The 20,247-nt window shown below is 66.7% G+C and carries 24 protein-coding genes; 17 read left to right on the top strand and 7 right to left on the bottom strand.

The window, feature by feature from the left end; all coding sequences use genetic code 11:
* Positions 1-96 precede the first annotated feature (96 nt).
* The 13 genes from ACP7BZ_RS10810 to ACP7BZ_RS10750 all read left to right on the top strand — a co-directional run bounded on the left by ACP7BZ_RS10810 (position 97) and on the right by ACP7BZ_RS10750 (position 12,807).
* Complete coding sequence (locus ACP7BZ_RS10810) at positions 97-2,016, top strand: methyl-accepting chemotaxis protein (RefSeq protein ID WP_426112904.1); 1,920 nt, start codon at positions 97-99, stop codon at positions 2,014-2,016.
* Positions 2,017-2,059: 43 nt separating this feature from the next.
* On the top strand, positions 2,060-3,613 hold the full coding sequence (locus ACP7BZ_RS10805; protein ID WP_426112902.1) for a chemotaxis protein CheW: 1,554 nt from the start codon (positions 2,060-2,062) through the stop codon (positions 3,611-3,613).
* An 8-nt stretch (positions 3,614-3,621) separates the two neighbouring features.
* Positions 3,622-4,701 (top strand): chemotaxis-specific protein-glutamate methyltransferase CheB, encoded by a 1,080-nt coding sequence (cheB, locus tag ACP7BZ_RS10800; protein WP_426112900.1) that lies wholly within the window; start codon positions 3,622-3,624, stop codon positions 4,699-4,701.
* Between the two features lie 13 nt (positions 4,702-4,714).
* Positions 4,715-5,353: a HEAT repeat domain-containing protein gene (locus ACP7BZ_RS10795; protein ID WP_426112898.1), complete on the top strand. Its 639-nt coding sequence runs from the start codon at positions 4,715-4,717 to the stop codon at positions 5,351-5,353.
* A 2-nt stretch (positions 5,354-5,355) separates the two neighbouring features.
* Positions 5,356-6,198, top strand: a complete 843-nt coding sequence (locus tag ACP7BZ_RS10790) for a CheR family methyltransferase (RefSeq protein WP_426112896.1) — start codon at positions 5,356-5,358, stop codon at positions 6,196-6,198.
* Positions 6,195-6,566 (top strand): response regulator, encoded by a 372-nt coding sequence (locus ACP7BZ_RS10785; protein WP_426112894.1) that lies wholly within the window; start codon positions 6,195-6,197, stop codon positions 6,564-6,566. The genes ACP7BZ_RS10790 and ACP7BZ_RS10785 overlap by 4 nt, the downstream gene beginning before the upstream one ends.
* Entirely contained in the window at positions 6,563-8,932 is a 2,370-nt protein-coding gene (locus ACP7BZ_RS10780) for an ATP-binding protein (protein WP_426112892.1), read from the top strand. The genes ACP7BZ_RS10785 and ACP7BZ_RS10780 overlap by 4 nt, the downstream gene beginning before the upstream one ends.
* Positions 8,932-9,186, top strand: coding sequence for a hypothetical protein (locus ACP7BZ_RS10775; RefSeq protein WP_426112890.1), 255 nt, complete (start codon positions 8,932-8,934; stop codon positions 9,184-9,186). Before ACP7BZ_RS10780 ends, ACP7BZ_RS10775 begins: the two co-directional genes overlap by 1 nt.
* Before the next feature lies 1 nt (position 9,187).
* Positions 9,188-9,562 (top strand): response regulator, encoded by a 375-nt coding sequence (locus ACP7BZ_RS10770; RefSeq protein ID WP_426112888.1) that lies wholly within the window; start codon positions 9,188-9,190, stop codon positions 9,560-9,562.
* Positions 9,559-10,866 (top strand): methyl-accepting chemotaxis protein, encoded by a 1,308-nt coding sequence (locus ACP7BZ_RS10765; protein ID WP_426112886.1) that lies wholly within the window; start codon positions 9,559-9,561, stop codon positions 10,864-10,866. Before ACP7BZ_RS10770 ends, ACP7BZ_RS10765 begins: the two co-directional genes overlap by 4 nt.
* Positions 10,867-10,938: 72 nt before the next feature.
* Positions 10,939-11,373, top strand: a complete 435-nt coding sequence (locus tag ACP7BZ_RS10760; RefSeq protein WP_426112884.1) for an anti-sigma regulatory factor — start codon at positions 10,939-10,941, stop codon at positions 11,371-11,373.
* Complete coding sequence (locus ACP7BZ_RS10755; protein WP_426112882.1) at positions 11,370-12,431, top strand: sensor histidine kinase; 1,062 nt, start codon at positions 11,370-11,372, stop codon at positions 12,429-12,431. Before ACP7BZ_RS10760 ends, ACP7BZ_RS10755 begins: the two co-directional genes overlap by 4 nt.
* A gap of 7 nt (positions 12,432-12,438) precedes the next feature.
* Positions 12,439-12,807 (top strand): response regulator, encoded by a 369-nt coding sequence (locus ACP7BZ_RS10750; protein ID WP_426112880.1) that lies wholly within the window; start codon positions 12,439-12,441, stop codon positions 12,805-12,807.
* Between the two features lie 126 nt (positions 12,808-12,933).
* Here ACP7BZ_RS10750 and ACP7BZ_RS10745 read toward each other — a convergent pair whose 3' ends face one another.
* The 5 genes from ACP7BZ_RS10745 to ACP7BZ_RS10725 all read right to left on the bottom strand — a co-directional run bounded on the left by ACP7BZ_RS10745 (position 12,934) and on the right by ACP7BZ_RS10725 (position 15,424).
* A complete protein-coding gene (locus ACP7BZ_RS10745; protein WP_426113102.1) occupies positions 12,934-13,635 on the bottom strand; it encodes an MBL fold metallo-hydrolase in 702 nt (233 codons plus the stop codon).
* Between the two features lie 13 nt (positions 13,636-13,648).
* Positions 13,649-14,092, bottom strand: a complete 444-nt coding sequence (locus ACP7BZ_RS10740; protein WP_426112878.1) for a YeeE/YedE family protein — start codon at positions 14,090-14,092, stop codon at positions 13,649-13,651.
* A 12-nt stretch (positions 14,093-14,104) separates the two neighbouring features.
* A complete protein-coding gene (locus ACP7BZ_RS10735) occupies positions 14,105-14,539 on the bottom strand; it encodes a YeeE/YedE family protein (RefSeq protein WP_426112876.1) in 435 nt (144 codons plus the stop codon).
* Positions 14,536-14,865 (bottom strand): ArsR/SmtB family transcription factor, encoded by a 330-nt coding sequence (locus ACP7BZ_RS10730; RefSeq protein WP_426112874.1) that lies wholly within the window; start codon positions 14,863-14,865, stop codon positions 14,536-14,538. The genes ACP7BZ_RS10735 and ACP7BZ_RS10730 overlap by 4 nt, the downstream gene beginning before the upstream one ends.
* A gap of 94 nt (positions 14,866-14,959) precedes the next feature.
* Positions 14,960-15,424, bottom strand: coding sequence for a MarR family winged helix-turn-helix transcriptional regulator (locus ACP7BZ_RS10725; protein ID WP_426112872.1), 465 nt, complete (start codon positions 15,422-15,424; stop codon positions 14,960-14,962).
* Positions 15,425-15,522: 98 nt separating this feature from the next.
* Between ACP7BZ_RS10725 and ACP7BZ_RS10720 the strand changes: the two genes are divergently transcribed.
* From ACP7BZ_RS10720 to ACP7BZ_RS10710, 3 genes are all read left to right on the top strand, one after another.
* Positions 15,523-15,918 (top strand): nuclear transport factor 2 family protein, encoded by a 396-nt coding sequence (locus ACP7BZ_RS10720; protein WP_426112870.1) that lies wholly within the window; start codon positions 15,523-15,525, stop codon positions 15,916-15,918.
* A gap of 156 nt (positions 15,919-16,074) precedes the next feature.
* A complete protein-coding gene (gene pnuC, locus ACP7BZ_RS10715) occupies positions 16,075-16,686 on the top strand; it encodes a nicotinamide riboside transporter PnuC (RefSeq protein ID WP_426112868.1) in 612 nt (203 codons plus the stop codon).
* A complete protein-coding gene (locus ACP7BZ_RS10710) occupies positions 16,683-18,500 on the top strand; it encodes an amidohydrolase (protein ID WP_426112866.1) in 1,818 nt (605 codons plus the stop codon). The genes pnuC and ACP7BZ_RS10710 overlap by 4 nt, the downstream gene beginning before the upstream one ends.
* Here ACP7BZ_RS10710 and ACP7BZ_RS10705 read toward each other — a convergent pair.
* Positions 18,478-19,233, bottom strand: coding sequence for an SDR family oxidoreductase (locus tag ACP7BZ_RS10705; RefSeq protein ID WP_426112864.1), 756 nt, complete (start codon positions 19,231-19,233; stop codon positions 18,478-18,480). The two genes, ACP7BZ_RS10710 and ACP7BZ_RS10705, sit on opposite strands and share 23 nt — an antisense overlap.
* A gap of 101 nt (positions 19,234-19,334) precedes the next feature.
* Here ACP7BZ_RS10705 and ACP7BZ_RS10700 point away from each other — a divergent pair, with 101 nt between their 5' ends.
* Positions 19,335-19,736, top strand: a complete 402-nt coding sequence (locus tag ACP7BZ_RS10700) for a winged helix-turn-helix transcriptional regulator (RefSeq protein WP_426112862.1) — start codon at positions 19,335-19,337, stop codon at positions 19,734-19,736.
* Here the strand turns inward: ACP7BZ_RS10700 and ACP7BZ_RS10695 are convergent.
* Positions 19,719-20,219 (bottom strand): GNAT family N-acetyltransferase, encoded by a 501-nt coding sequence (locus tag ACP7BZ_RS10695; protein ID WP_426112860.1) that lies wholly within the window; start codon positions 20,217-20,219, stop codon positions 19,719-19,721. The two genes, ACP7BZ_RS10700 and ACP7BZ_RS10695, sit on opposite strands and share 18 nt — an antisense overlap.
* Positions 20,220-20,247 lie beyond the last annotated feature (28 nt).

Genomic DNA, 20,247 nt, shown 5'->3' with positions numbered 1-20,247 from the left:
ATGTTGCAGTGTCTTCCCCGGCTCGACAACACGACGCGCATCACCGCCTTGCCAATCCTGGCTGCCGGTACCGACTTGACCCGAAAGGAGCGCTCCATGGCGCTAGTTAAAAAGTTTTCCTCCACTGCGCCAGTCCGTTCCAGCGACGGCGCCAGGGTCTCTGCCGTCACCACCCGTGACGCCGAAGTGCAGCGCAAAAAAGCGCGCACGCTGGCCAAGCAGCAGCAGGCGGCCGAGCGGGTTGCCGCCGCCACCGGGGAACTGTCGTCGGGCATCAACGAGGCATCGTCAGCGGCGCAATTGCTGCGCCGTTCATCCGACCAGATCGCCAGTGGCGCCGAGCAGGCCGCCGGCGCCGCGCAAGAGGCGCTGGCGGCGCTGCAGCAGGTGGAAATGGCAATTGCCCGGCAATTGCAAAATGCCGACATCAGCCAGCTCAAGGCCGAGGCGGTGCAGACGCTGGTGGCGCAGATCAACGGTGAAGTTACCGCGCTGATCGCCAATGTGGGCGTGGCTGCCGAACGCCAGGGCGCCTCGGTGACCATGGTGGCCGAACTGGAAAAGCAGGCGGCCAACATCGGCGACATCGTCAAGGCGGTGGCGCGCATCGCCGACCAGACCAATTTGCTGGCGCTGAACGCGGCAATCGAAGCGGCCCGGGCGGGCCAGCACGGCAAGGGTTTTGCCGTCGTCGCCGACGAGGTGCGCACGCTGGCCGAAACCAGCGAAAAAAGCGCCAAGCAGATCCAGGACCTGGTCGGCCAGATCCAGCAGGAAGTCAAACTGATTGCCGAAGGCATGGGCGTGTCGGTCGAACGGGTGCTCACCGAGGTCGACAATGGCAAGCGCATCACCAGCCAGCTCGAACAGATCCGCATCGATGCCATCGAGATCGTCGGCGGCGTCCGCGACATCGCCACTGGCGCCCTGCAATCGAGCAATGCGGCGCGCCAGTCGCTGAAGGGCTCGCAAGAAATCGCCGCCGCCGCCGAGCAGCAGTCGGCCGCTGCCGAGGAATCGGCCAAGACGGTCCAGCAGCAGACCGATGCGCTGGGCGAATGCGAACAGACGGCGCAGACCTTGGCCGAGCTGGCCGAAGACTTGAAAAACTCGACCGATGTCGCCAAGAGTGCCGAAGAAGTGGCGCTGGCGGCCGAGCAACTGTCGTCGGCAGTGCAGCAGATTAACCGCTCGGGCGCGCAAATTACCGCCGCCCTCGACCAGATCCAGAAGGGCGCCCAGGTGCAGTCGTCCGGCACCGAGCAGGTCGCCGCCGCCGTCTCCGAAATCGAAAAAGGGGTCGAAATCGCCCAGCAACGGGGCCGTTCGAGTGGCGCCAAGGTGGTGGCGATCAAGACCCTGCTTGACACCAACAAGACCAGCATCGACGGTTTGATTGACGGCATTTCGTCGTCGGTGCAGTCGTCACGGGGCAGCCTCAAGCAGATCAAGGAACTCGAACTGGTGTCGCGCCGCATCGACAAGATCGTCGACGCCATCACCACCGTGTCGATTCAGACCAATATGCTGGCCGTCAACGGTTCGATCGAAGCGGCCCGCGCTGGTGAATTTGGCAAGGGCTTCGTGGTGGTCGCCACCGACATCCGCAACCTGGCGCACGACTCGGCCGAAAACGCTGACCGCATCAAGGACCTGGTGCGCGCCGTGCAAGACCAGATCGGCATCGTCGGCCGCGACCTCGAAGAAATCATGGCCACCGCGTCCGGTGCGGCCGAAAAGGCCAAGACCATCACCAGCAGCCTGGTGACGATCGAGTCCGATATCGCCGCGGTCGACCAGGGCACCAGTGAAATCATGAATGCGGCCAACGAAATCGCCGTCGCCATCACCCAGGTCAAGACCGGCGTCGACCAGATTTCGTCGGCCGCCCAGCAGGCCGACAAGGCCGCCAGCGAAGCGGCCACCGTTGCCGCCCAGCAGTCGCAGGCGGCCGAGCAACTGTCGGCAGCGGTCGAGGAGATCGCTTCGCTGGCCGACGAATTGCAAAGCGCCTGATGGACGCCGCCGCCCACCCGCGCATCAGTCAAAGGAGCACGCCATGAGCACCAGCGTCCACGATAGTGCCGCCACCGCCGCCACCGCCGTCAGCGGTGCGACCCAGCGCCAGTTCGTCACCTTCATCGTCGGCGACGAAGTGTTCGCTGTCGACATGGCGCCGGTGCAGGAAATCATCCGCGCGCCAGCCGTGGTGCGGGTGCCGCTGGCGCCGCCCACCCTCGATGGCCTGGCCAATCTGCGCGGCCGCGTGCTGCCCATCGTCAGCCTGCGCCGCCTGTTTGGTTTCGCCGATCGGGCCCATGACGACGCCACCCGCGCCGTGGTGATCGATCTCGGCCAGCCGCTCGGCTTCGTCGTCGACCGCGTGGTCAGCGTGGTCGGCGTCGATGTGGCGCAGATCGAGGATACCGGCGCCATCCGCGCCGCCGTCGACACCGAACTGGTCGCCGGCCTGCTCAAGAATGTCAGCGGCTACCCGATGGTGATGGTGCTCGATGTCGAGCGCATCATCGCCGCCCAGTTTGCCGGCAGCGCCGCCGTCAAGGGCGTCGTCAGCAGCAGCGCTGGCGCGGGCGCCGGCGCGCCGGTGGCAGCGGCCGAACTGGAGCACAGCAACGACGAGCTGCACCTGGTCAATTTCGAGGTGGCCGGCCAGGAATATGCAATCGCCATCGATGACGTCCAGGAAATCGTCCAGGTGCCGGCGCAAATCGTCAAGGTGCCCAATGCCGGCGCCCATGTGCTCGGCGTGATCACCCTGCGCCAGCGTCTGCTGCCGCTCATTTCGCTGCGCTGCATGTTTGGCTTGCCCGAGCGCGCCGTCGATGAGCACAGCCGCATCGTCGTCGTCACCCTGGGCGGCGCCGCCGTTGGCATTGTCATGGACAGCGTCAACGCCGTGCTGCGGGTGGCGCGCGCCGAGGTCGATGCCATGCCAGCCCTGCTGGCCGCTGATGATGCCATGTCCGACATCACGCAAATTTGCCGCCTCGATGGCGGCAAGCGGCTCGTTGCCATCCTCTCGGTCGACAATCTGTTTCGCCACCAGGCGGTGCGCGCGGCGCTGGCCGGCGCCGACGCCATGACAGGCGGCGACGACGCGCAGGCCGCCGGCGCCGGCGAGGCTGGCGCCGACGATGAAGAACAGGTGGTGGTGTTCCTGCTGGGCGAGGAAGAATTTGCCGCGCCCATCGATAGCGTGCAAGAGATCGTGCGCGTGGCCGACACCTTGACGCGGGTGCCGAAGGCGCCGCCCGAAGTCGAAGGCGTGATCAACCTGCGCGGCGCGGTGTTGCCGGTGATGGATTTGCGTCGCCGGCTGGGGCTGGCGGCGATCGATCGCAGCGACCGCCAGCGCATCATGGTATTTCTGGTCGATGGCGCCCGCACCGGTTTTATCGTCGACTCGGTCGTTGAAGTCTTGATGCTGCCAAAGAGCGCCATCGTGGCAGCGCCGCGGCTGTCGGCGGCGCCACCGGCGCTGCTCTCGCGCATGGCCAACCTGGAACAGGCGCAACGCTTGCTGCAGCTGATTGATCCCGAATACCTGGTCGACGCCGGCGGCCGCGCCGCGCTGGCCAGCATGGCGGCCTAGGAGAGCGCATGCGTGCCGGTGCCAAGATCAAGCTGCTCATCGTCGACGATTCGGCGCTGATGCGACGCCAGCTGGCGTCACTGTTCGAAGACTTGCCTGATTTTGTGGTGCGGCTGGCGCGCAACGGGGTCGAAGCGGTGGCGGAAAACCGTCGCTTCGAGCCGGACGTCATCACGCTCGACATCAATATGCCCGAGCTCGACGGCCTGACTGCGCTGGCGATGATCATGGCCGAGCGCCAGGTGGCGGTGGTGATGATTTCGTCGCTGACGGAAAAGGGCGCCCTGATCACCTTCGAGGCGCTCAACCTGGGCGCCGTCGATTTCGTCGCCAAACCGGGCGGCACCATTTCGCTGTCGATTGACAGCGTGCGCGCCACCATCATCGAAAAAGTCCGCACCGCCGCGCGCGCCAGGCTGCGCGCGCCGCGCGCCGGCGTGGCGACGCTGTCGGCGCTGCCGCAGGTGAGCACCGCGCGTGCACCGGCGACGCTCAAGCCGGCCATGGTGGCGCGCGAAGGGGTGGTGGTGGTAGGGGTATCGACCGGCGGGCCGAGCACGCTCGAACAGATTCTGCCCTTGCTGCCGGCCCGCCTGCCATGGCCGGTGCTGGTGGCGCAGCACATGCCAGCCAGTTTCACCGCCTCGTTCGCCCAGCGCCTCGACGGCCTGTGTCCCCTCAGGGTGGTCGAAGCGAACCGCCCGATGCCGCTCGAAGCGGGCACTGTCTACATCGGCAAGGGCGGCGCCGACATGGTGCTCGTGCGTCGCGCCAGCCGCCTGACCCTGATCGCCAAGCCGGAAAACACTGAGCACATGTGGCATCCCTCGGCCGAGCTGCTCGGCCGCAGCGCCCTCGAACAGCTCGAGCCCGCCAATCTGATCGGCGTCATGCTCACTGGCATGGGATCGGATGGCGCGGCCGCCTTCACGGAGATCCGCCGCCGTGGCGGACGCACCATCGCCGAATCGGAAGCGTCGGCGGTGGTGTTCGGCATGCCGGCCGAATTGATCAAGCGTGACGGCGCCACCGTCATCTTGCCCGCAGACAAAATCGCCGCCCAGGTCAACGCCTGGCTCGGCTGCTAAGCAAAGGAATCCCATGGCTTTTATTTCATCCACGCGCAGCGCCGCCGGGCAAGCCCCGGTCGCCCCTGCTGCAGCGCCCGAGGTCGGCGACGATACCGCCGCGCTGGCGCGCCAACTCGACGACGCTGACGCCAGTGTGCGGCGCTGGGCCGCGCGCGACCTGCAGTTTCACGCCGGCGCCTCGGCCGTGCTGGCAGCGCGGCTGGCCTGCGAGGAGGAGGTCGCCGTGCGCGACGTCATCCTCACCAGTCTGACCCGGCGCGGCGACAGTGACGCCGTCGCCGCGCTGGTGGCGGCGCTGCGCAGCGAAGAAGCGGCGCGCCGCAACGAGGCGATCGAAGCGATGAAGGCGCTGCCCGAGGAAGTCGCGCCGGTGATGGGCGCGCTGCTGGCCGACGCCGATTCGGACGTGCGCATCATGGCTGTCAACGTGCTCGAGTCGCTGCGCCACCCGCAGGTAGAAGCATGGCTGATCGGCGTGATCGAACACGACGCCGTGGTCAACGTCTGCGGCGCCGCCGTCGACCTGCTGGGCGAGGTGGGCACGCAAGCGTCCCGCGCGCCCCTCGAACGGCTGCTGGCGCGCTTTGCCGACGAGCCATATATCGTGTTCGCCGCCGGGCTGGCACAACAGCGTATCGGCAAGGAGTAGCCATGGCGAAAGTGACCATCAGCGAAGACGATTTCCAGAAATTTCAGGAATATTTTTATCGCAAGACCGGCATCCAGTTCGACAACGCCAAGCGCTATTTTGTCGACAAGCGCCTGGTCGAACGCATCGAAGCGAATGGCTGCGACGGCTTTCGCAGTTACTTTACGATGCTGCGCTTCCAGGCCTCGGGCGCCGAGTTGCAGGCGCTGGTGAACCTGATGACCATCAACGAGACCTATTTTTTTCGCGAAGAATACCAGTTTGATTGCCTCATCAATTCCATCCTGCCCGAACTGGTGGCGCGCAAGACCGACCGCGCGCCGATCCGCATCTGGGTGCTGCCGTCGTCGTCCGGCGAAGAAGCCTATTCGATTGCCATGTGCCTGCTCGAGCGCTGGCCCGGCATCGAAGAATGGGACGTCGAAATCATTTCGTCCGACATCGATACGCGCATCCTGTCGCAGGCGCGCGCCGGCTGCTACAGCGAGCGCTCGATCAAGCACGTGCCGCGCGCCTATCTGCAGCGCCACTTCAAGAGCACCGCCGACGGCTACCAGCTGAGCGAAGACTTGCGCAGCGCCGTCGAATTTACCCGCGTCAACCTGATGGATGCGGCCGATACCCGGCCCTACCGCAATTTCGACGTGGTGTTTTGCCGCAACCTGCTGATTTATTTTGACGACCTGTCGAGAAAGCAGGCGGCCGAGACTTTTTATGACGCTCTGGTGCCAGGCGGCTTCATTTGCCTGGGCCATTCGGAGTCGATGAGCCGTATTTCATCGCTATACAAGATTCGCAAGTTTCCTGCCGCGATCGTCTATCAGAAACCCCGGGGGACCCCATGAAGCATATCTTGATCGTCGACGACGCCGCCACCGTGCGCATGTATCACCGTGGCATACTGGAAGCGGCCGGTTACCAGGTCGATGAAGCGATCAACGGCTTCGAGGCGCTGGAAAAGGCGCTCGGCGTGGCCTACGACCTCTACCTGGTCGATGTCAACATGCCGAAGATGGACGGCTACGCCCTGGTACGGGCGCTGCGCGCCGAACCGTCGATCGCCCAGGTGCCGGCGGTGATGGTGTCGACCGAGTCGAAGACATCCGACCGCGACAAGGCCTACCAGGCCGGCGCCAACCTGTACCTGGTCAAGCCGACCAAACCGCATGTGCTGCTCGGTCACGTCAACTGCCTGATCGGGGACGACTTGTGACAGCGCTGCTGCAACAGTTTTTGAGCGAAGCGCGCGATGGCCTGCAGGGCATCGGCGAGCGCCTCATCGAGCTCGAGTCGGCGCCGGCTGACAGCGCCCTGATGGACGAACTGTTTCGGCTGGTGCACACCCTGAAGGGCAATGCCGGCCTGTTCGAGCTGCCGGAAGTCTCGCGCGTGCTGCACGCGGCCGAAGACTTGATGGTGGCGGTGCGCGAAGGCGCGCGCGGCTTTGACGTCGCGCTGGCCGACCGCCTGCTGGCGGCGATGGATTTTGTCAGCCTGCTGCTCGATGAATTGGGCGAGGGCGGTGAAGGCGGCGGTGCGCGCCACGCAGCGACTTCCGCAGCGCTGGCGCAATCGCTGCGCGCGCTGCTCGGCGCGAGCGCTGCCGCCGCCGCCGACGCTGCCGCGCCGCCGCAAGACACGCTGGCTGACAGCGTGCTGGCGGCGCTGCCGCCGTCCGTGCTGGCGGCCTGGCGCGCGCGCCCGGCCGATGCCGCCCCCCTCTGGTGGCTCAGCTACACCCCTGAGCCCGAATGTTTTTTCAAGGGTGAAGACCCGTTTTATCACGTCCTGCAAAGCCCGCAGATCCTGTGGCAGCAGGTGCGGGCCGCCGCCGCCTGGCCGCCGCTGGCCCAGCTCGACGCTTACCGGTGCGCGCTAAGTTTCGATGTGGTCAGCGACGCCCCGCGCGCCGCCCTCGATGAGCATTTTAGGTACGTGCCCGAGCAGGTCAGCGTGCTGGCACTGCTGCTGCCTGCGCTGGCCCCGGCGGCAGCGGCTGCGTCCGGCGACGGCGCCGACGCGCTGCCCAGCCGCGCCGCCATTGGCGCTGCCATCTGCGCCGCCCAGCTGGGGGTGCTGGCCGCGCCCGACACTGGCGCCGGACTGGCGGGGCGCCTGCGCGCGGCTGCCGTCACCATCGCCGGCTGCCTGCGCAGCATGGAGCGGCGCGCGCGCCTGCCAGCGCTCGACGCCGCCCTCGCCAGCGCGCTGGCCGCCGACAGCGGCGCACCGCTGCACGACTGGTTGCTGGAGGAATTGACGGCGGCCGGCGCAGCCGTGGTTGCCGTGGCTGCCGTGGTTCCAGTGGCCGCTGCCACTGAGGCTGCTGCTGCTGCTGCTGCGGCCCCCGCTGCCGAGCCCGACACCGACGCCGCCCCCGCGCACCAGCGGCGCCAGGATGACGGCGTCAAGACGCTCAAGGTCGACCAGACCAAGGTCGACCACTTGATGAACCTGATCGGCGAAATGGTGGTGGCCAAGAACAGCCTGCCCTACCTGGCGGCGCGCGCCGAAAACGTCTTTGGCGTGCGCGAACTGGCGCGCGAGATCAAGTCCCAATACGCGGTCATCAACCGCATTGCCGAAGAGATGCAGGACGCCATCATGCAGGTGCGCATGATGCCGGTGTCTTTCGTCTTCCAGCGCTTTCCCCGGCTGGTGCGCGACCTGTCGCGCAAGCTGGGCAAGGAAGTGAACCTGGTGCTCGAAGGCGAACACACCGAAGCCGACAAGAACATCATCGAAGCGCTGGCCGATCCGCTCATCCACATCGTGCGCAATAGCCTCGATCACGGCCTCGAGCTGCCCGCCGTGCGGCTGGCGGCCGGCAAGCATGCCAGCGGCCGCCTGCTGATCCGCGCCGCCCAGGAGGGGGGCCGCGTGATCATCGATATCAGCGACGATGGCAAGGGCATCGACCCCGAGGTCGTCAAGGCGCGCGCGCTTGAACGGGGCTTGATCGATGCCGCCCAGTGCGCCCGCATGAGCGAGCGTGACGCGCTCAACCTGGTGTTCGCCGCCGGCTTTTCGACTGCCGAGGTGGTGTCCGATCTGTCCGGTCGCGGGGTTGGCATGGATGTGGTGCGCAGCGCCGTCGAACAGGTCCATGGCACCGTCGAACTCGACAGCACGGTGGGGCAGGGCACCCGCCTGCGGCTGTCGCTGCCGCTGTCGATGGCGCTGTCGCACGTGATGATCATCGAAGCGGGCGGGCAGATTTTTGGCGTGCCGATGGACATCGTGGTGGAAACCGTGCGGCTGCCGCGCAGCGCCGTCCACACCCTGAAAAATGCCAGCACCGCCGTGCTGCGCGAGCGCATCGTGCCGCTGCGCACCCTCGACCAATTGCTGGTGCTGGGGGCGCCGCCGCGCGCCAATGACCACGACGAACTGGCAACCTTGGTGGTCCGCATCAATGGCGAGCCGGTCGGCCTGGTGATCGATGACTTCCGCGAAGTGGCCGGCATCATCCTCAAACCGCTGGGCGGCGTGCTGGGCAGCCTGCCCGGTTACAGCGGTTCGGCCCTGCTGGGCGATGGCGCCGTGCTGATGGTGCTCAATTTGAAGGAGTTGATCTGATGGCGATTACCTACACCGACGATCTGGCCCGATTCGACGACGTCGTCAGCGTCGAAGAAGCCGAAGGCTTGCTGCAGTGGCTGCAAGAGCATCCGCACGGACGCGCCGACCTGTCGGCATGCACCCATCTGCACGCGGCCGACCTGCAGGTATTGATGGCCGGCGCCGTCGCTGTCCTCGCCTGGCCCCGTGACGCCATCCTGCGCAGCTGGCTGTGCTGCGCACTCGCCCCTACTCCCACCGTGGAAAGCTGATATGGCCAAGACCATCATGATCGTCGACGATTCCGTCACCATGCTTATGAGTTTAAGAAATAGCCTGGAAATTGCCGGCTTCCAGGTGCTGTCGGCCGCCGATGGCGCACTGGCGCTGGCGCAACTGGGCGCGGGACCCAAGCCCGACCTGATCATCACCGACATCAATATGCCGAACATGGGTGGTATCGAGCTGATCGGCAAGGTGCGGGCGCTGACGGGCTTTCGCTTTATTCCCATCCTGGCGCTGACCACCGAGAGCCAGCAGGCGCGCCGCGATGAGGCCAAGGCGCTCGGCGCCAGCGGCTGGCTGGTCAAGCCGGTCGCCAGCGCCGACCTGGTGCGCATCATCAAGCAGGTTTTGCCGGGTGCATGAGCGTGCCGCTGCCGCTGCCCCTGCTGATGTCCGTACTCGTGCGCCTGCGCCGCCAGGGGGGCACGGGCAGGGCGATTGATTTGCTGCGACCTCTGCTGCGACGCCCGCTGGCGCGTCTGCGCGCCATGCGCACCGGCGCTGCTGCCATTGCGCCTTTTGCCACCGCTGCTACCATCGCCACCATCGCCGCTCCCTTGCTGCTCATTGCCGGTCTGTTGTTGCCACCGGCCTGGCTGGGCGGCATCGACCGGCTGCTCGGTCGGCCTGGTGGCACCCTGCTGTTGATGGCGCTGCTGCTGCTGGTGCTGGCGGCCGTGCGCGCCGTGCGGGCGCTGGTGCTGGCGGCGCCGGCGCCATTGGCCGTGGCGCCAGCAGCCGCGGCCGCGGCGCCGCTGGTCGCCATCCTGGCCGGCCACGATGCGCTCGACCTGGCCATCGGCGAGCGCCTCGACGGCATCAATGTCGACACCGAGCGCGCGGCGCTGGCCATCGTCAGCAACATCCGCCAGCTGTACGACTCGGCCGAAAAAGTGGTGCGCTACCTGGACAGCTCGGGCATGCAGGCTGATCAACTGGGGCGCGAAATCAATGACAGCGTGCGCTATCTGGTCGAGATCGGTGGTTTTATTGGCGCCATGCCGCCCAAGCTCGAGCGCGACTTGCGCAACGTCGCCTCGGTGATCGAAGAGATCGGCGCCATGAGTGCGCTGGTCGAAGGCGTGCACGCGATCAGCCGGCAGTCGCACATGCTGTCGATCAATGCGGCGATCGAGGCCAGCCGCGCCGGTCCGGCCGGCGTCACCTTTGCCGTGGTGGCGCGGCAGATGCGCACGCTCGCTGCCGACTCGGAGGCGGTGGCCAGTCGCATCCACGACGGCCTGGCGCGTGCCCGCCTGGTCGTCGAGGGCGGCATGGCGGTCGGTCTGGCCGAGTCGTCGGCGCAGATGGGGCAGGTCACCCGGGCGGTCGCCTCGATCGAAAAACTGAAAGACAATTTCGAAGACATGAGCCAGTACTACAAGACCCGCTTTGCCGTCGTCAGCAAGCACAACGAAGGCCTGGCCGGCGATATTTCCGCCGCCCTCGGCCAGATCCAGCACCAGGACGTGGTGCGCCAGACCATCGAGCGCATCCAGCGCGCCCTGGCCCGGCGCCGCGCCCTGCAGCGCGAGCTCGACGGCGACGGCGCCACCCTGCCGGCGCGGCTGGCGCTGCTCACGCGCGACTATCTCGATGAAGAGCAGCGCCACTGCATGCCGTCGGCGGCCGGCGCCGATGATCCGCCCGCCTTCGAACTGTTTTAGAGCGCGCCATCGACCCATCGATACATCGATCGTCACCTTCGCACCTACCCACCCCGCCTGCCAGGAGCGCCCATGCACCGCCACCATCCCGTCGCCCCCGCCACCCCGGCCAGCGTCCTGATCACCGGCCCGGCCGACATCGTGCAGGCGCGCCGCCTGGCCCGCCAGCTGGGCGCTGCGCTGGGCTTTGGCAATGCCGATCAGACCCGGCTGGTCACCGCCGTCGCCGAACTGGCGCGCAACGTCGTCGATTTCGCCGGCGTGGGTGCCTGCTGGATCGACGACGTCTCCGATGCCTCCTACCGCTGCGTGCGCGTGGTAGTCGAAGACCAGGGGCCCGGCATCGCCCGCATCGAACGCGCCATGCAGGACGATTTCAGTACCGGCGGCAGCCTGGGCGCCGGCTTGCCCGGGGTGCGGCGGCTGACCGACAGCTTCGTCATCGAATCGCAACCGGGGCTGACGCGGGTGACCATCAGCCTGTCGGCACCGAAGGCGCAGCGATGAGGCCGGCCGCATCCTGCACGCAGGCGGCGCGCTATTACCGGCTGCTGTGCGACACCCTGTTTGCCAGCGACACCGAATTGGCGCTGGCCGGCACCGCCGACCTCGGACGCGAGTTCTTCAGGCAGGGCATGCTGCCGGAAGACTGTATCGATGTTCACCACGGCGCCGTGCGCCGGCTGGCGCGCGAGTACCCGGCGCTGCCGTTGGCGCAGGTGGCTGGCAGCCTGACGGCACCGCTGATGGAACTGTTGATGGTCTACAGCCTGGCGCTGCGCCGCAAGCGCGAGCAGAGCGAAGCATTCCGCGTGCGCGCCGCCCAGGCGGGCCGGCTCGAAGCGATCGGCACCATGGCCGCTGGCATTGCCCATGATTTCAACACCATCCTCAGCGTCATCAATGGCTACGCCGAACTGTTGCAGGAAGAGTTGGAGGAAGCCGCCATCAGCGACGCCTATGCCCATGAAATCCTGGCCGCCAGCATGCGCGCGCGCGACCTGATCGTGCGCATGCTGGCGTTCGCCCGCCAGACCCCGATTGCGCCGGTGCTGGTCGACGCCGTCAAGGCCGTCCACGATGCCATCGCGATGATGCGGGTCAGCCTGGGCGCTGGCATCGATGTGGTGTTCCGCGCGCAGTTTGCGCGTGCCGACACCCTCGCCGATCCCCTGCAGATCGAGCAGATCATCATCAACCTGTGCCTGAACGCGGCCGATGCGATGGCTGGCAACGGCACGCTGGTGGTTGAGGTGCTGCCGGCGCCGCCGGAGATCGGTCTGCACGGCGCCGTGCTGCGGCGTATTTGCATCATCGTCACCGATGATGGCAGTGGCATGACGGCGGCGGTCCAGCAGCGCGCGCTCGATCCGTTTTTTACCACCAAGGAGCCGGGCAAGGGCAGTGGCCTCGGTTTGTCGGTGGTGTATGGCATCGTCGCCGATCTGGGCGGCGACATGCAGATCCACAGCGAAGTGGGCGTCGGCACCAGTTTTCATATTTTCCTGCCGCTCAAAGAAGCGCATGTGCCGCAGCAGCAGGCAGAGACCATTACAGAAAGGTAGGCTTTTCATGGCGCACATCCTGGTCGTCGAGGACGACACCCAGTTCCTGCAATTGCTGGTGACCATGCTGACGGCAGATGGCCACCGGGTCGCCACCGCCGCTGACGGCGTGTTGGCCCTGCAGCAAATCGGCAAGGCGCCGCCCGAATTGATCATCACCGATATCCTGATGCCCAATATGGATGGGGTGGAAACCATTCTTGCCCTGTCACAGCAGGGCAATGCGGCGCCGATCATCGCCATGTCCGGTGGACGGCGCTCGATTTCGGCGGAATTTAATCTGGCCTCGGCCAGTTTGATGGGGGTGCAGGCGGTGCTCACCAAACCGTTTACACGGCAGGCGCTGCGCGAGGCGGTCAGCCTGGTGCTGGGGTGAGCGTCAGCAGCGGGGGTGCCTTGCCATTCAACAAACGCCCGTCGGCCCGCAGTAAGACAGAACAATCGCGGCGCTGCGCTGGCATGGTGAAGGCGGTGGCGATCGCGCCCCCGATCACAGTGCCGATCACACCCCGTGTCGCAGACCGAGCAAACGGTTGGCCGGCACGGCGATATCGATCAAGCGTGGCTTCGGCAAGTCGAGCGCTGCCATCAGGGCGACAAAATCACCCTCGCTGTGCGCGGCCAGGCGGGCATTGTGCGCCCGCTCCCAGCCGATGGTCGACACCGACTGCCCATGGTAATCATGGGCGGGCCAGACGCGGGTGGCGGCGGGCAGGGTAAACAGTTTGTCGACCACGCTGTGGTAGAGCGCGGCGGCGCTGCCGCCCTGGAAGTCGGTGCGGCCACAACCATTGATGAGCAGGGTGTCGCCGCTAAACAGGTTACCGCGCCACAGGTAACTGACGCTGCCAGCCGTGTGGCCGGGCGTGTGCAGCACGGCGATCTGTTCGCCGCTGCCAAAGCGAATCATGTCGCCATCTTCGAGTTGCAGTTCGGCCGCGGCGATGCCGCAACCGGCCGGCACTGCCGCCCTGGCACCGGTCAGCTTGCGCAACTGGCCGGCCGAGGTCACATGGTCGGCATGCGCATGGGTTTCCAGCACGTAGGCCAGTTGCAGGCCGAGGCGCTCAAGATGCAGCAGGTCGCGCTGCAGGTGGCGTTCGACCGCATCGATCAGTGCCGCCGCGCGGCCATCCTCGGCCACCAGCAAATAGGTAAAGGTGGACGATTCGACGTCGAACAGCTGGATCGGGAACATTGGCATGGGCATGGTGCCGTCATTGTACGATAGTGTCAGCAGCGCTTGGCGGCGCCGCGCGGCGCTCCAGCCGATCAAACAGCAGCATGCCGGCCAGCATGGCACCAGCGAACAGCAGGGGCTTGCCGCCAAACAGCAGTGCCGCCAGCGCGGGCCCGGGACAATAGCCAGCCAGGCCCCAGCCGGCACCGAAGGCGACACTGCCCAGCACCAGGCGGCGGTCGATGACGGTGGCGGTGGGCAGCCGCATGGGCAGTCCCAGCCACGAGCGGCGGTGGCCGGCGGCGATGCGGAAGGCGACCAGGCCGACCGCAATGGCGCCAGCCATCACCAGCCCCAGCGAAGGATCCCAGCGGCCAGCCAGGTCGAGAAAGCCCTGGACCTTGGCAGGATCGGTCATGCCGGCGACGATCAAGCCGATGCCAAATAGCAGGCCGGTCAGCAACGCGGTAACGACAGGCATGGCAATTCCCGCTTATAAAAGATGACGGCCGACGAACACGGTGGCAAAGCCGGCGGCCATGAAGGCGACGGTGGCCACCAGTGAACGCGGTGACAGGCGCGACAGGCCGCAGACGCCGTGACCGCTGGTGCAGCCGGCGCCGTAGCGCGTGCCGACGCCGACCAGCAAGCCGGCCACCACCAGCGTCAGCGGGCCCGCCTCGATGGTGACGATGGGCAAGGGTGCGCGCAGCGAATAGACCAGCGGCGCACTGATGAGGCCGGCCAGAAACGCCAGGCGCCAGGCGCGGTCACCGGGCGTGCGTGGCCACGACAGCAGGCCGCCGAGAATGCCGCTGATGCCGGCGATGCGGCCATTGAGCAGCACCAGCAGCGCCGCCGCCAGGCCGACCAGCACGCCCCCGGCCAGCGCCGACCATGGGGTGAAATGCGCCCAATCGATGTTCATGCTGCCTGCTCCTTCGGTTGACAATAATGTTGGTAGAGCACTGCCATGACGGCCAGTGCTTCTGCGCTGGCGATGCTGTAATAAATCTGTTTGCCATTGCGGCGCGTGCTGACCAGGCCTTCTTCGCGCAGCACGCCGAGCTGTTGCGACAGGGTGGGCTGGGCGATGCCGAGCGCGCTTTGCAGCTCACTGACGCACAAGGGACCGGTGGTGAGCTGGCACAACAATAACAGGCGATCTTGGTTGCCCAGCACCCTGAGCAGGGCGCACGCGCTCGCCGCGCTCTCGCGCATGGCGGCCAGATCGAAGGGGATGGGCAGGCTCATGGGATGCATCACATATTCATGAAATATAAACTATCTTAGCACAGTATATTATTTTGTACGATAAATCTCCCTTCGACATCGGCTCGCTTCGCCGTCAGGCTGCTGTGGCCCCAGTGATGTGGTCGAGATTGACGATCAGGCGTTGAAGCAAGCTGGTCAGCTGGGCCGCCTCGGCGTCCGTAAAGCCGGCCAGGGCGTCGTCGTTGCCCTTAAAAAGCACGGCGCAGGCTTCTGGCAGGCGTGCGCTGGCGCTATCGCTCAGGGCGATCCGGCTGCTGCGACGGTCGAGCGGGGCGGGGGTGCGGATGATCAGGCCGTCGCGCTCCATGCGCGCAAGCATTTGCGCCATCGACGACTGTTCGATGCGGGCAAAGCGCGCCAGGTCGCGCTGCGAATCAGCCAGGCCGTCCTGCAGCGCCACCAGCACCGGCAAATGGCCGACGCCGAAGCCGAGTGGCTTGAGGCGCGCTTCGGCCAGCCGCGCAAAGCCCCGCGCTACCAGGCTGATCAAATGTCCCGGCGTTGATAAAACGTCGCGTATCGAATCGGGTACTTGCATAGGTGCCTATCTGGTTTTATAGTTGCGCCAGTCTAGCAGCGGCTGGCCGCCATGGGAAGCCGTCCCACCACCGTGGTCATAGTCACAGGATAAAAACAATGAATCACAGGCACAACGACAGCAACGCCAACATCGCCACCTTGAAGGACATGTACGCCGGCTTTAACGCGCGCGCGATCGGCGCTGTGCTGGCCGCCCTTGCCGACGACGTCAGCTGGGCCAATGGCATGGACGGCGGCCACGAGCACGGCCTGGCGGCAGTGCGGCAGTACTGGACGGCGCAGTGGGCCGTGGTCAGTCCGCAGGTGACGCCGCTGCATTTCGAAGAGGCTGCCGATGGCGCCGTGCTGGTCCAGGTGCGGCAGATCGTGCGCGACCTCACGGGCCACCCCTTGCAGGGCCAGACCCATGGCTTGCATGACAAGCTGGTCGGCCACCGCTTCCATTTTGAGGGGGGCAAAGTGGCGCGCTTCGATATCGAGGAGATTGGCTGAGCCTGGCCACCGACTGCCTGCTGGTAAGCGCTGTCATACTGCTGGGAAGGGGGGGGCCAGCTTTGCCGGCCGCCGGCCACCCCCGTACAATGGCTGTTCACTGACCGCGAAAGACGAGCGCATGCAATCCGTTTCACTACTGGCCGTGGCAGCCCGATGACGGGCGCACTGGAAATTTGCGCCAACGTCGGCGCCACCCTGGCCATCTGGCTCGCCGGTCGCAACAGCATCCACACCTGGTGGACCGGCATGCTCGGTTGCGCCCTGTTCGCCCTGCTGTTTTACCAGTCCCGGCTGTACGCCGATGTGCTGCTGCAGCTGTTTTTTATCGGTTCGAGCGCACTCGGCTGGTGGTACTGGCGGCGCCGTTCGAGTGGCGTCGAGCGGCCCATCGCAGCGGCCGATTTTGCCAGCCTGGCATGGCCGACGGCGGCGGCGCTGCTGGTCGCGGCCGCCTATGCGGGCCTGCTGCTGCATTTTACGGACGCTTATGCTCCTTTCATCGATTCGGCGGTGCTGGCGCTGAGCGTGCTGGCGCAACTGCTGTTGATGAAGCGGCGCATCGAGAACTGGGCCTTCTGGTTACTGGTCAATTCGCTGGCAGTGCCGCTGTACGCCAGCCGCGGCCTTTACCTGACGGCGCTGCTGTATGCCTGTTACTGGGTCCATGCGCTGGTCGCCTGGTGGCAGTGGCGCCGGCTGGCCGCTGCCGCGCTGGTCATGCCGGCGCCTGCAATGGCGGGCACCAGCAGCGCGAGGCAGCCATGATCAAGGCCATCGTGTGGGCCCTGGCATGGTGTACCAGCGTGGCGGCAGTGGCTGCACCGGTGGCCGAACTGGTCTACCGCAATGGCAGCGTGGTCACCGTCGACGCTGCCGACCGTGTGGTGCAGGCACTGGCCGTGCGGGGCGGGCGCATCGTCTATGTGGGCGATGACGCCGGCGCCGCCCGCCTGACCGGCAAGCGCACCCGCGTGATCGACCTGCACGGGCGCATGCTCATGCCTGGTCTGATCGATGGCCATATGCACCCGCAATCGGGCGGCAGCCGCCTGCTCAGCTGCAGCCTCGACTACCTGAGCTTGACGGTGGCGCAGCTGCAGGCGCGCATCCAGCAGTGTCTTGACCGCGACCAGGCCAAACAGGTCGATCGCAAGCGGCCGCTGCTGGTGGTTAACTGGTTCCAGCAAGGCATGCTGCCGGACGGGGTGGCCACCAGCCGCGCCACCCTCGATGCCCTGACAAGCTCGCGCGCGGTGATCGTGCGCTCGTCGTTCGGCCACTCGGTGCTGCTCAATTCGGCGGCAATCGCCCTGGCCGGCATCGACTCGGCGACGCCCGATCCGGCTGGCGGCAAGATCGTGCGCGAGATCGACGGTGAGCACGCTGGCCAGGCCAGCGGCCTGCTCGAAGATGCCGCCCAGGACCTGGTGATGAACCAGCTGCCGCCGCTGACGGTGGCGCAGAATCTGGCAGCGTCGAAGCTGGCGCTGGCCGCCATGCGCGAGCAGGGCATCACCAGCTTTCTTGACGCCTGGACCGACCCGGAAACCCTGACCGCGTTCGCCACCCTGCAGCGCCAGGGCAAGCTGACGGCACGCGCCCACTTCGCTGGCTTGATCGATCTCGACAAGGGCGCCACAGCCGACGCTGCGGTGGCCGACATCCTGCGCCAGCAACGCCGCTTCGACCAGGGGCCGACGCGGGTGGCACCCACCATGCAGCTGCGCCACGCCAAGCTGTTCATGGATGGCGTCATTGCCGCCCCCGCTTTTACGGGGGCCATGCTGGCACCCTATCTGGTGGACGCGGGAACGCCCGGCCAGCCGCGCTGGCAGGCCGGCAGCAACCGCGGACCGGACAGCTACCTGCCGGCGGCGGCGCTTGACGCCACCCTGGCCGCGCTGGCCGCCGCCCGCATCGACCCGCACATGCACGCCGATGGCGACCGCGCCGTGCGCGATTCGCTCGACGCCATCGCCCGCGTGCGCCAGAGCAGCACCGGACGGGCGCTGCGGCCGGCCCTGGCGCATGCCGAAATGGTTGACGCGGCCGACTATGGCCGCTTCGCCCAGCTCGAGGTGACGGCGGTGCTGTCGTTCCAGTGGGCCAAGCCGGCTGCCGACACGGTCGGTGCACTGCGCGATTATCTGGGCCCGCAGCGCTACGCCGTGGTCGAGCCGCAGGCACTGCTGGCGGCCGCCGGCGCCCGCCTCGCTTATGGCAGCGACTGGCCGGTCGATCCGCTCGACCTGTGGTTCGCCCTGAAGGTGGCGGTGACCCGCCGCGCGGCGCCGGATGCCGGTCCCGGCTATGGCGGCCGCCTGACCGATCAGCCGGGCCTGTCGCGGGCGGCGGCGCTGCGTGCAGCGACCATGGGCGCCGCCTACACACTGCGCCAGGAAGCGACTACCGGATCGCTCGAAGTGGGCAAGCTGGCTGACTTCATCGTCCTCGACCGCAATTATTTTACGATCCCCGAGGACGACATTGCCGCCATCAGGGTGGTGCAGACGGTGGTCGGCGGCAAGCTGGTGTATGGCGCGCCCTCAAAACCGCTCAGTGCGCCATCGCCGCATTGAAGCGGGCGAAGGTGCCGTGGTAATCGCCGCTCGCTTCGGCGTGGCGCAGCGGCTTGACACGCTCGACCAGGATTTCGCCGTGTGGCGCGCCGGTGCCGATGATGGTCATCACTTCGCTGATGAAGTCGGCCAGCGGCATGGCGCGCGGGTCGCTGGCCTGCTGCTCGCCCATCAAGCCGGTCTGCACATACGGCGGCGCCAGTTCCAGCACCTCGACCCGGGTGTCTTTGAGCTGCGCGCGCAGCGCCATGGTGTAGCCGTGGATGGCCGCCTTGGTGGCCGAATAGGTGGGGGTGGCCGCCAGCGGCAGGAAGGCCAGGCCCGACGACACTGTCATGATGGTAGCGTGCGGCTGCGCCAGGAAATGGCCGAGTAAAGCGTCGTTCAGGCGGATCGGTCCGAGCAGATTGGTGGCGATGGTGTGCTCAGCCGTGTCGAGGCCGCCTGCCAGCAGGTTTTCCGGCCGCATGATGCCGGCGTTGTGGATGACCGCATTGAGGTGCGGGAAGCGGGCGATCAGGCTGGCGGCGAACGGCGCCATGGCGGCGCCGTCTTCGATGTCGAGCACGGCCGTGTACATGCCCGGATGGTCGGCGACGACGGCGTCGAGCGCGTCCTGGCGGCGGCCGGCGATGATCACTTGATTGCCCGCCTGCTGGAAAGCGACCGCCAGTGCGCGGCCGATGCCCGAGCCGCCGCCGGTGATGAGAATGGTGTTTGCTTGCAGTTTCATGAAGATTCCCGTGGTTGATGGAGCGATGTGCCAATGGTAGACTGCACACGCACCAAAGGGAAGCAGGCACCTGAAAGTGCGGTACTTACCACGGAGATACCATGAAACATGGCACAAACCTGCCCGCTGGCGGGCCCGACCCCGCGCTCGAGCAACTGGTGCGCGAACTGATTGCCCGCATTGCCGACAAATGGACGATGGTGGCGCTCGAAGTGCTCGAAGCGGAGGGCCGCGTGCGCTTCACCCGCTTGGGCGAACTGATCGGCGGCATCAGCCAGAAAATGCTCACCAAGACGCTGCGCCAGATGCAAGCCGACGGCCTGGTTGAACGCACCGTCTACGCGGTGGTGCCGCCGCGCGTCGAATATGCGCTCACGCCGCTGGGCGCCAGTCTCGGTGAGGCGTTTTGCGGCGTCTGGCAGTGGGCCGAGGCCAACCGCGCTGCCGTCGAGCGCGCGCGCGCGGCGTTCGAGGCGCGCGAACGATCAATTGGCTTGCTCTGACCACTGCATGGGATGAAATTCGATGCCGTTTTTTTCCCTCATCGGCGCGCTCCTGACAAAGCCCAGCCGCGTATAGGCATCGACCGCGTAGTTCGACGCGTTGACGGTGAACGGGGCGGCGCCACCGGCGGCGATGGCGTGCGCGCGCGCCACTTCCCACAGGCGCCGCGCTACGCCGCGCCGCTGCCAGGGTCTGCCAACAAACAGGTGAAACACATGCTGCTGCGCGCGCATGCCGATGAAGCCGGCAATGGCGCCATCGTCCTCGGCGACGTGGTACACAAAGCCGTCGGCCAGACGGCGGCCGAGGGCGTCGGCGTCGTTTTCGCGCAGGAAAGTGGAGGCTTGTTCGGCGCCGACGTTGGCGACGATGAATTCGAGCGCCAGCGTGCGCAGCAACGCGGCGACGGCGGCGATGGTGGCGCCGTCGTCGGCCACCAGGAGGCGGATCGGCAGGGCAGGCTGGGATGGCAGATGCTTCATGCTTCTATCTTATGATGTCGGCGAGCGC

This window comes from Massilia sp. PWRC2 (assembly GCF_049896725.1).
Taxonomy (GTDB): domain Bacteria; phylum Pseudomonadota; class Gammaproteobacteria; order Burkholderiales; family Burkholderiaceae_D; genus JAFCUW01.
Note: the sequence above shows the minus strand (reverse complement) of the source record. Positions and strands in the feature narration are given on the sequence as shown.

Coding starts and splice junctions, on each gene's coding strand:
- ACP7BZ_RS10755 (WP_426112882.1), top strand. CDS start 11,370: ATGAGGCCGGCCGCATCCTGCACGCAGGCGGCGCGCTATTACCGGCTG.
- ACP7BZ_RS10705 (WP_426112864.1), bottom strand. CDS start 19,233: ATGAAACTGCAAGCAAACACCATTCTCATCACCGGCGGCGGCTCGGGC.
- ACP7BZ_RS10730 (WP_426112874.1), bottom strand. CDS start 14,865: ATGAGCCTGCCCATCCCCTTCGATCTGGCCGCCATGCGCGAGAGCGCG.
- ACP7BZ_RS10760 (WP_426112884.1), top strand. CDS start 10,939: ATGCACCGCCACCATCCCGTCGCCCCCGCCACCCCGGCCAGCGTCCTG.
- ACP7BZ_RS10775 (WP_426112890.1), top strand. CDS start 8,932: ATGGCGATTACCTACACCGACGATCTGGCCCGATTCGACGACGTCGTC.
- ACP7BZ_RS10765 (WP_426112886.1), top strand. CDS start 9,559: ATGAGCGTGCCGCTGCCGCTGCCCCTGCTGATGTCCGTACTCGTGCGC.
- cheB (WP_426112900.1), top strand. CDS start 3,622: ATGCGTGCCGGTGCCAAGATCAAGCTGCTCATCGTCGACGATTCGGCG.
- ACP7BZ_RS10700 (WP_426112862.1), top strand. CDS start 19,335: ATGAAACATGGCACAAACCTGCCCGCTGGCGGGCCCGACCCCGCGCTC.
- ACP7BZ_RS10790 (WP_426112896.1), top strand. CDS start 5,356: ATGGCGAAAGTGACCATCAGCGAAGACGATTTCCAGAAATTTCAGGAA.
- ACP7BZ_RS10810 (WP_426112904.1), top strand. CDS start 97: ATGGCGCTAGTTAAAAAGTTTTCCTCCACTGCGCCAGTCCGTTCCAGC.
- ACP7BZ_RS10725 (WP_426112872.1), bottom strand. CDS start 15,424: ATGCAAGTACCCGATTCGATACGCGACGTTTTATCAACGCCGGGACAT.
- ACP7BZ_RS10750 (WP_426112880.1), top strand. CDS start 12,439: ATGGCGCACATCCTGGTCGTCGAGGACGACACCCAGTTCCTGCAATTG.
- ACP7BZ_RS10795 (WP_426112898.1), top strand. CDS start 4,715: ATGGCTTTTATTTCATCCACGCGCAGCGCCGCCGGGCAAGCCCCGGTC.
- ACP7BZ_RS10695 (WP_426112860.1), bottom strand. CDS start 20,219: ATGAAGCATCTGCCATCCCAGCCTGCCCTGCCGATCCGCCTCCTGGTG.
- ACP7BZ_RS10740 (WP_426112878.1), bottom strand. CDS start 14,092: ATGCCTGTCGTTACCGCGTTGCTGACCGGCCTGCTATTTGGCATCGGC.
- ACP7BZ_RS10720 (WP_426112870.1), top strand. CDS start 15,523: ATGAATCACAGGCACAACGACAGCAACGCCAACATCGCCACCTTGAAG.
- pnuC (WP_426112868.1), top strand. CDS start 16,075: ATGACGGGCGCACTGGAAATTTGCGCCAACGTCGGCGCCACCCTGGCC.
- ACP7BZ_RS10745 (WP_426113102.1), bottom strand. CDS start 13,635: ATGCCAATGTTCCCGATCCAGCTGTTCGACGTCGAATCGTCCACCTTT.
- ACP7BZ_RS10785 (WP_426112894.1), top strand. CDS start 6,195: ATGAAGCATATCTTGATCGTCGACGACGCCGCCACCGTGCGCATGTAT.
- ACP7BZ_RS10710 (WP_426112866.1), top strand. CDS start 16,683: ATGATCAAGGCCATCGTGTGGGCCCTGGCATGGTGTACCAGCGTGGCG.
- ACP7BZ_RS10735 (WP_426112876.1), bottom strand. CDS start 14,539: ATGAACATCGATTGGGCGCATTTCACCCCATGGTCGGCGCTGGCCGGG.
- ACP7BZ_RS10770 (WP_426112888.1), top strand. CDS start 9,188: ATGGCCAAGACCATCATGATCGTCGACGATTCCGTCACCATGCTTATG.
- ACP7BZ_RS10805 (WP_426112902.1), top strand. CDS start 2,060: ATGAGCACCAGCGTCCACGATAGTGCCGCCACCGCCGCCACCGCCGTC.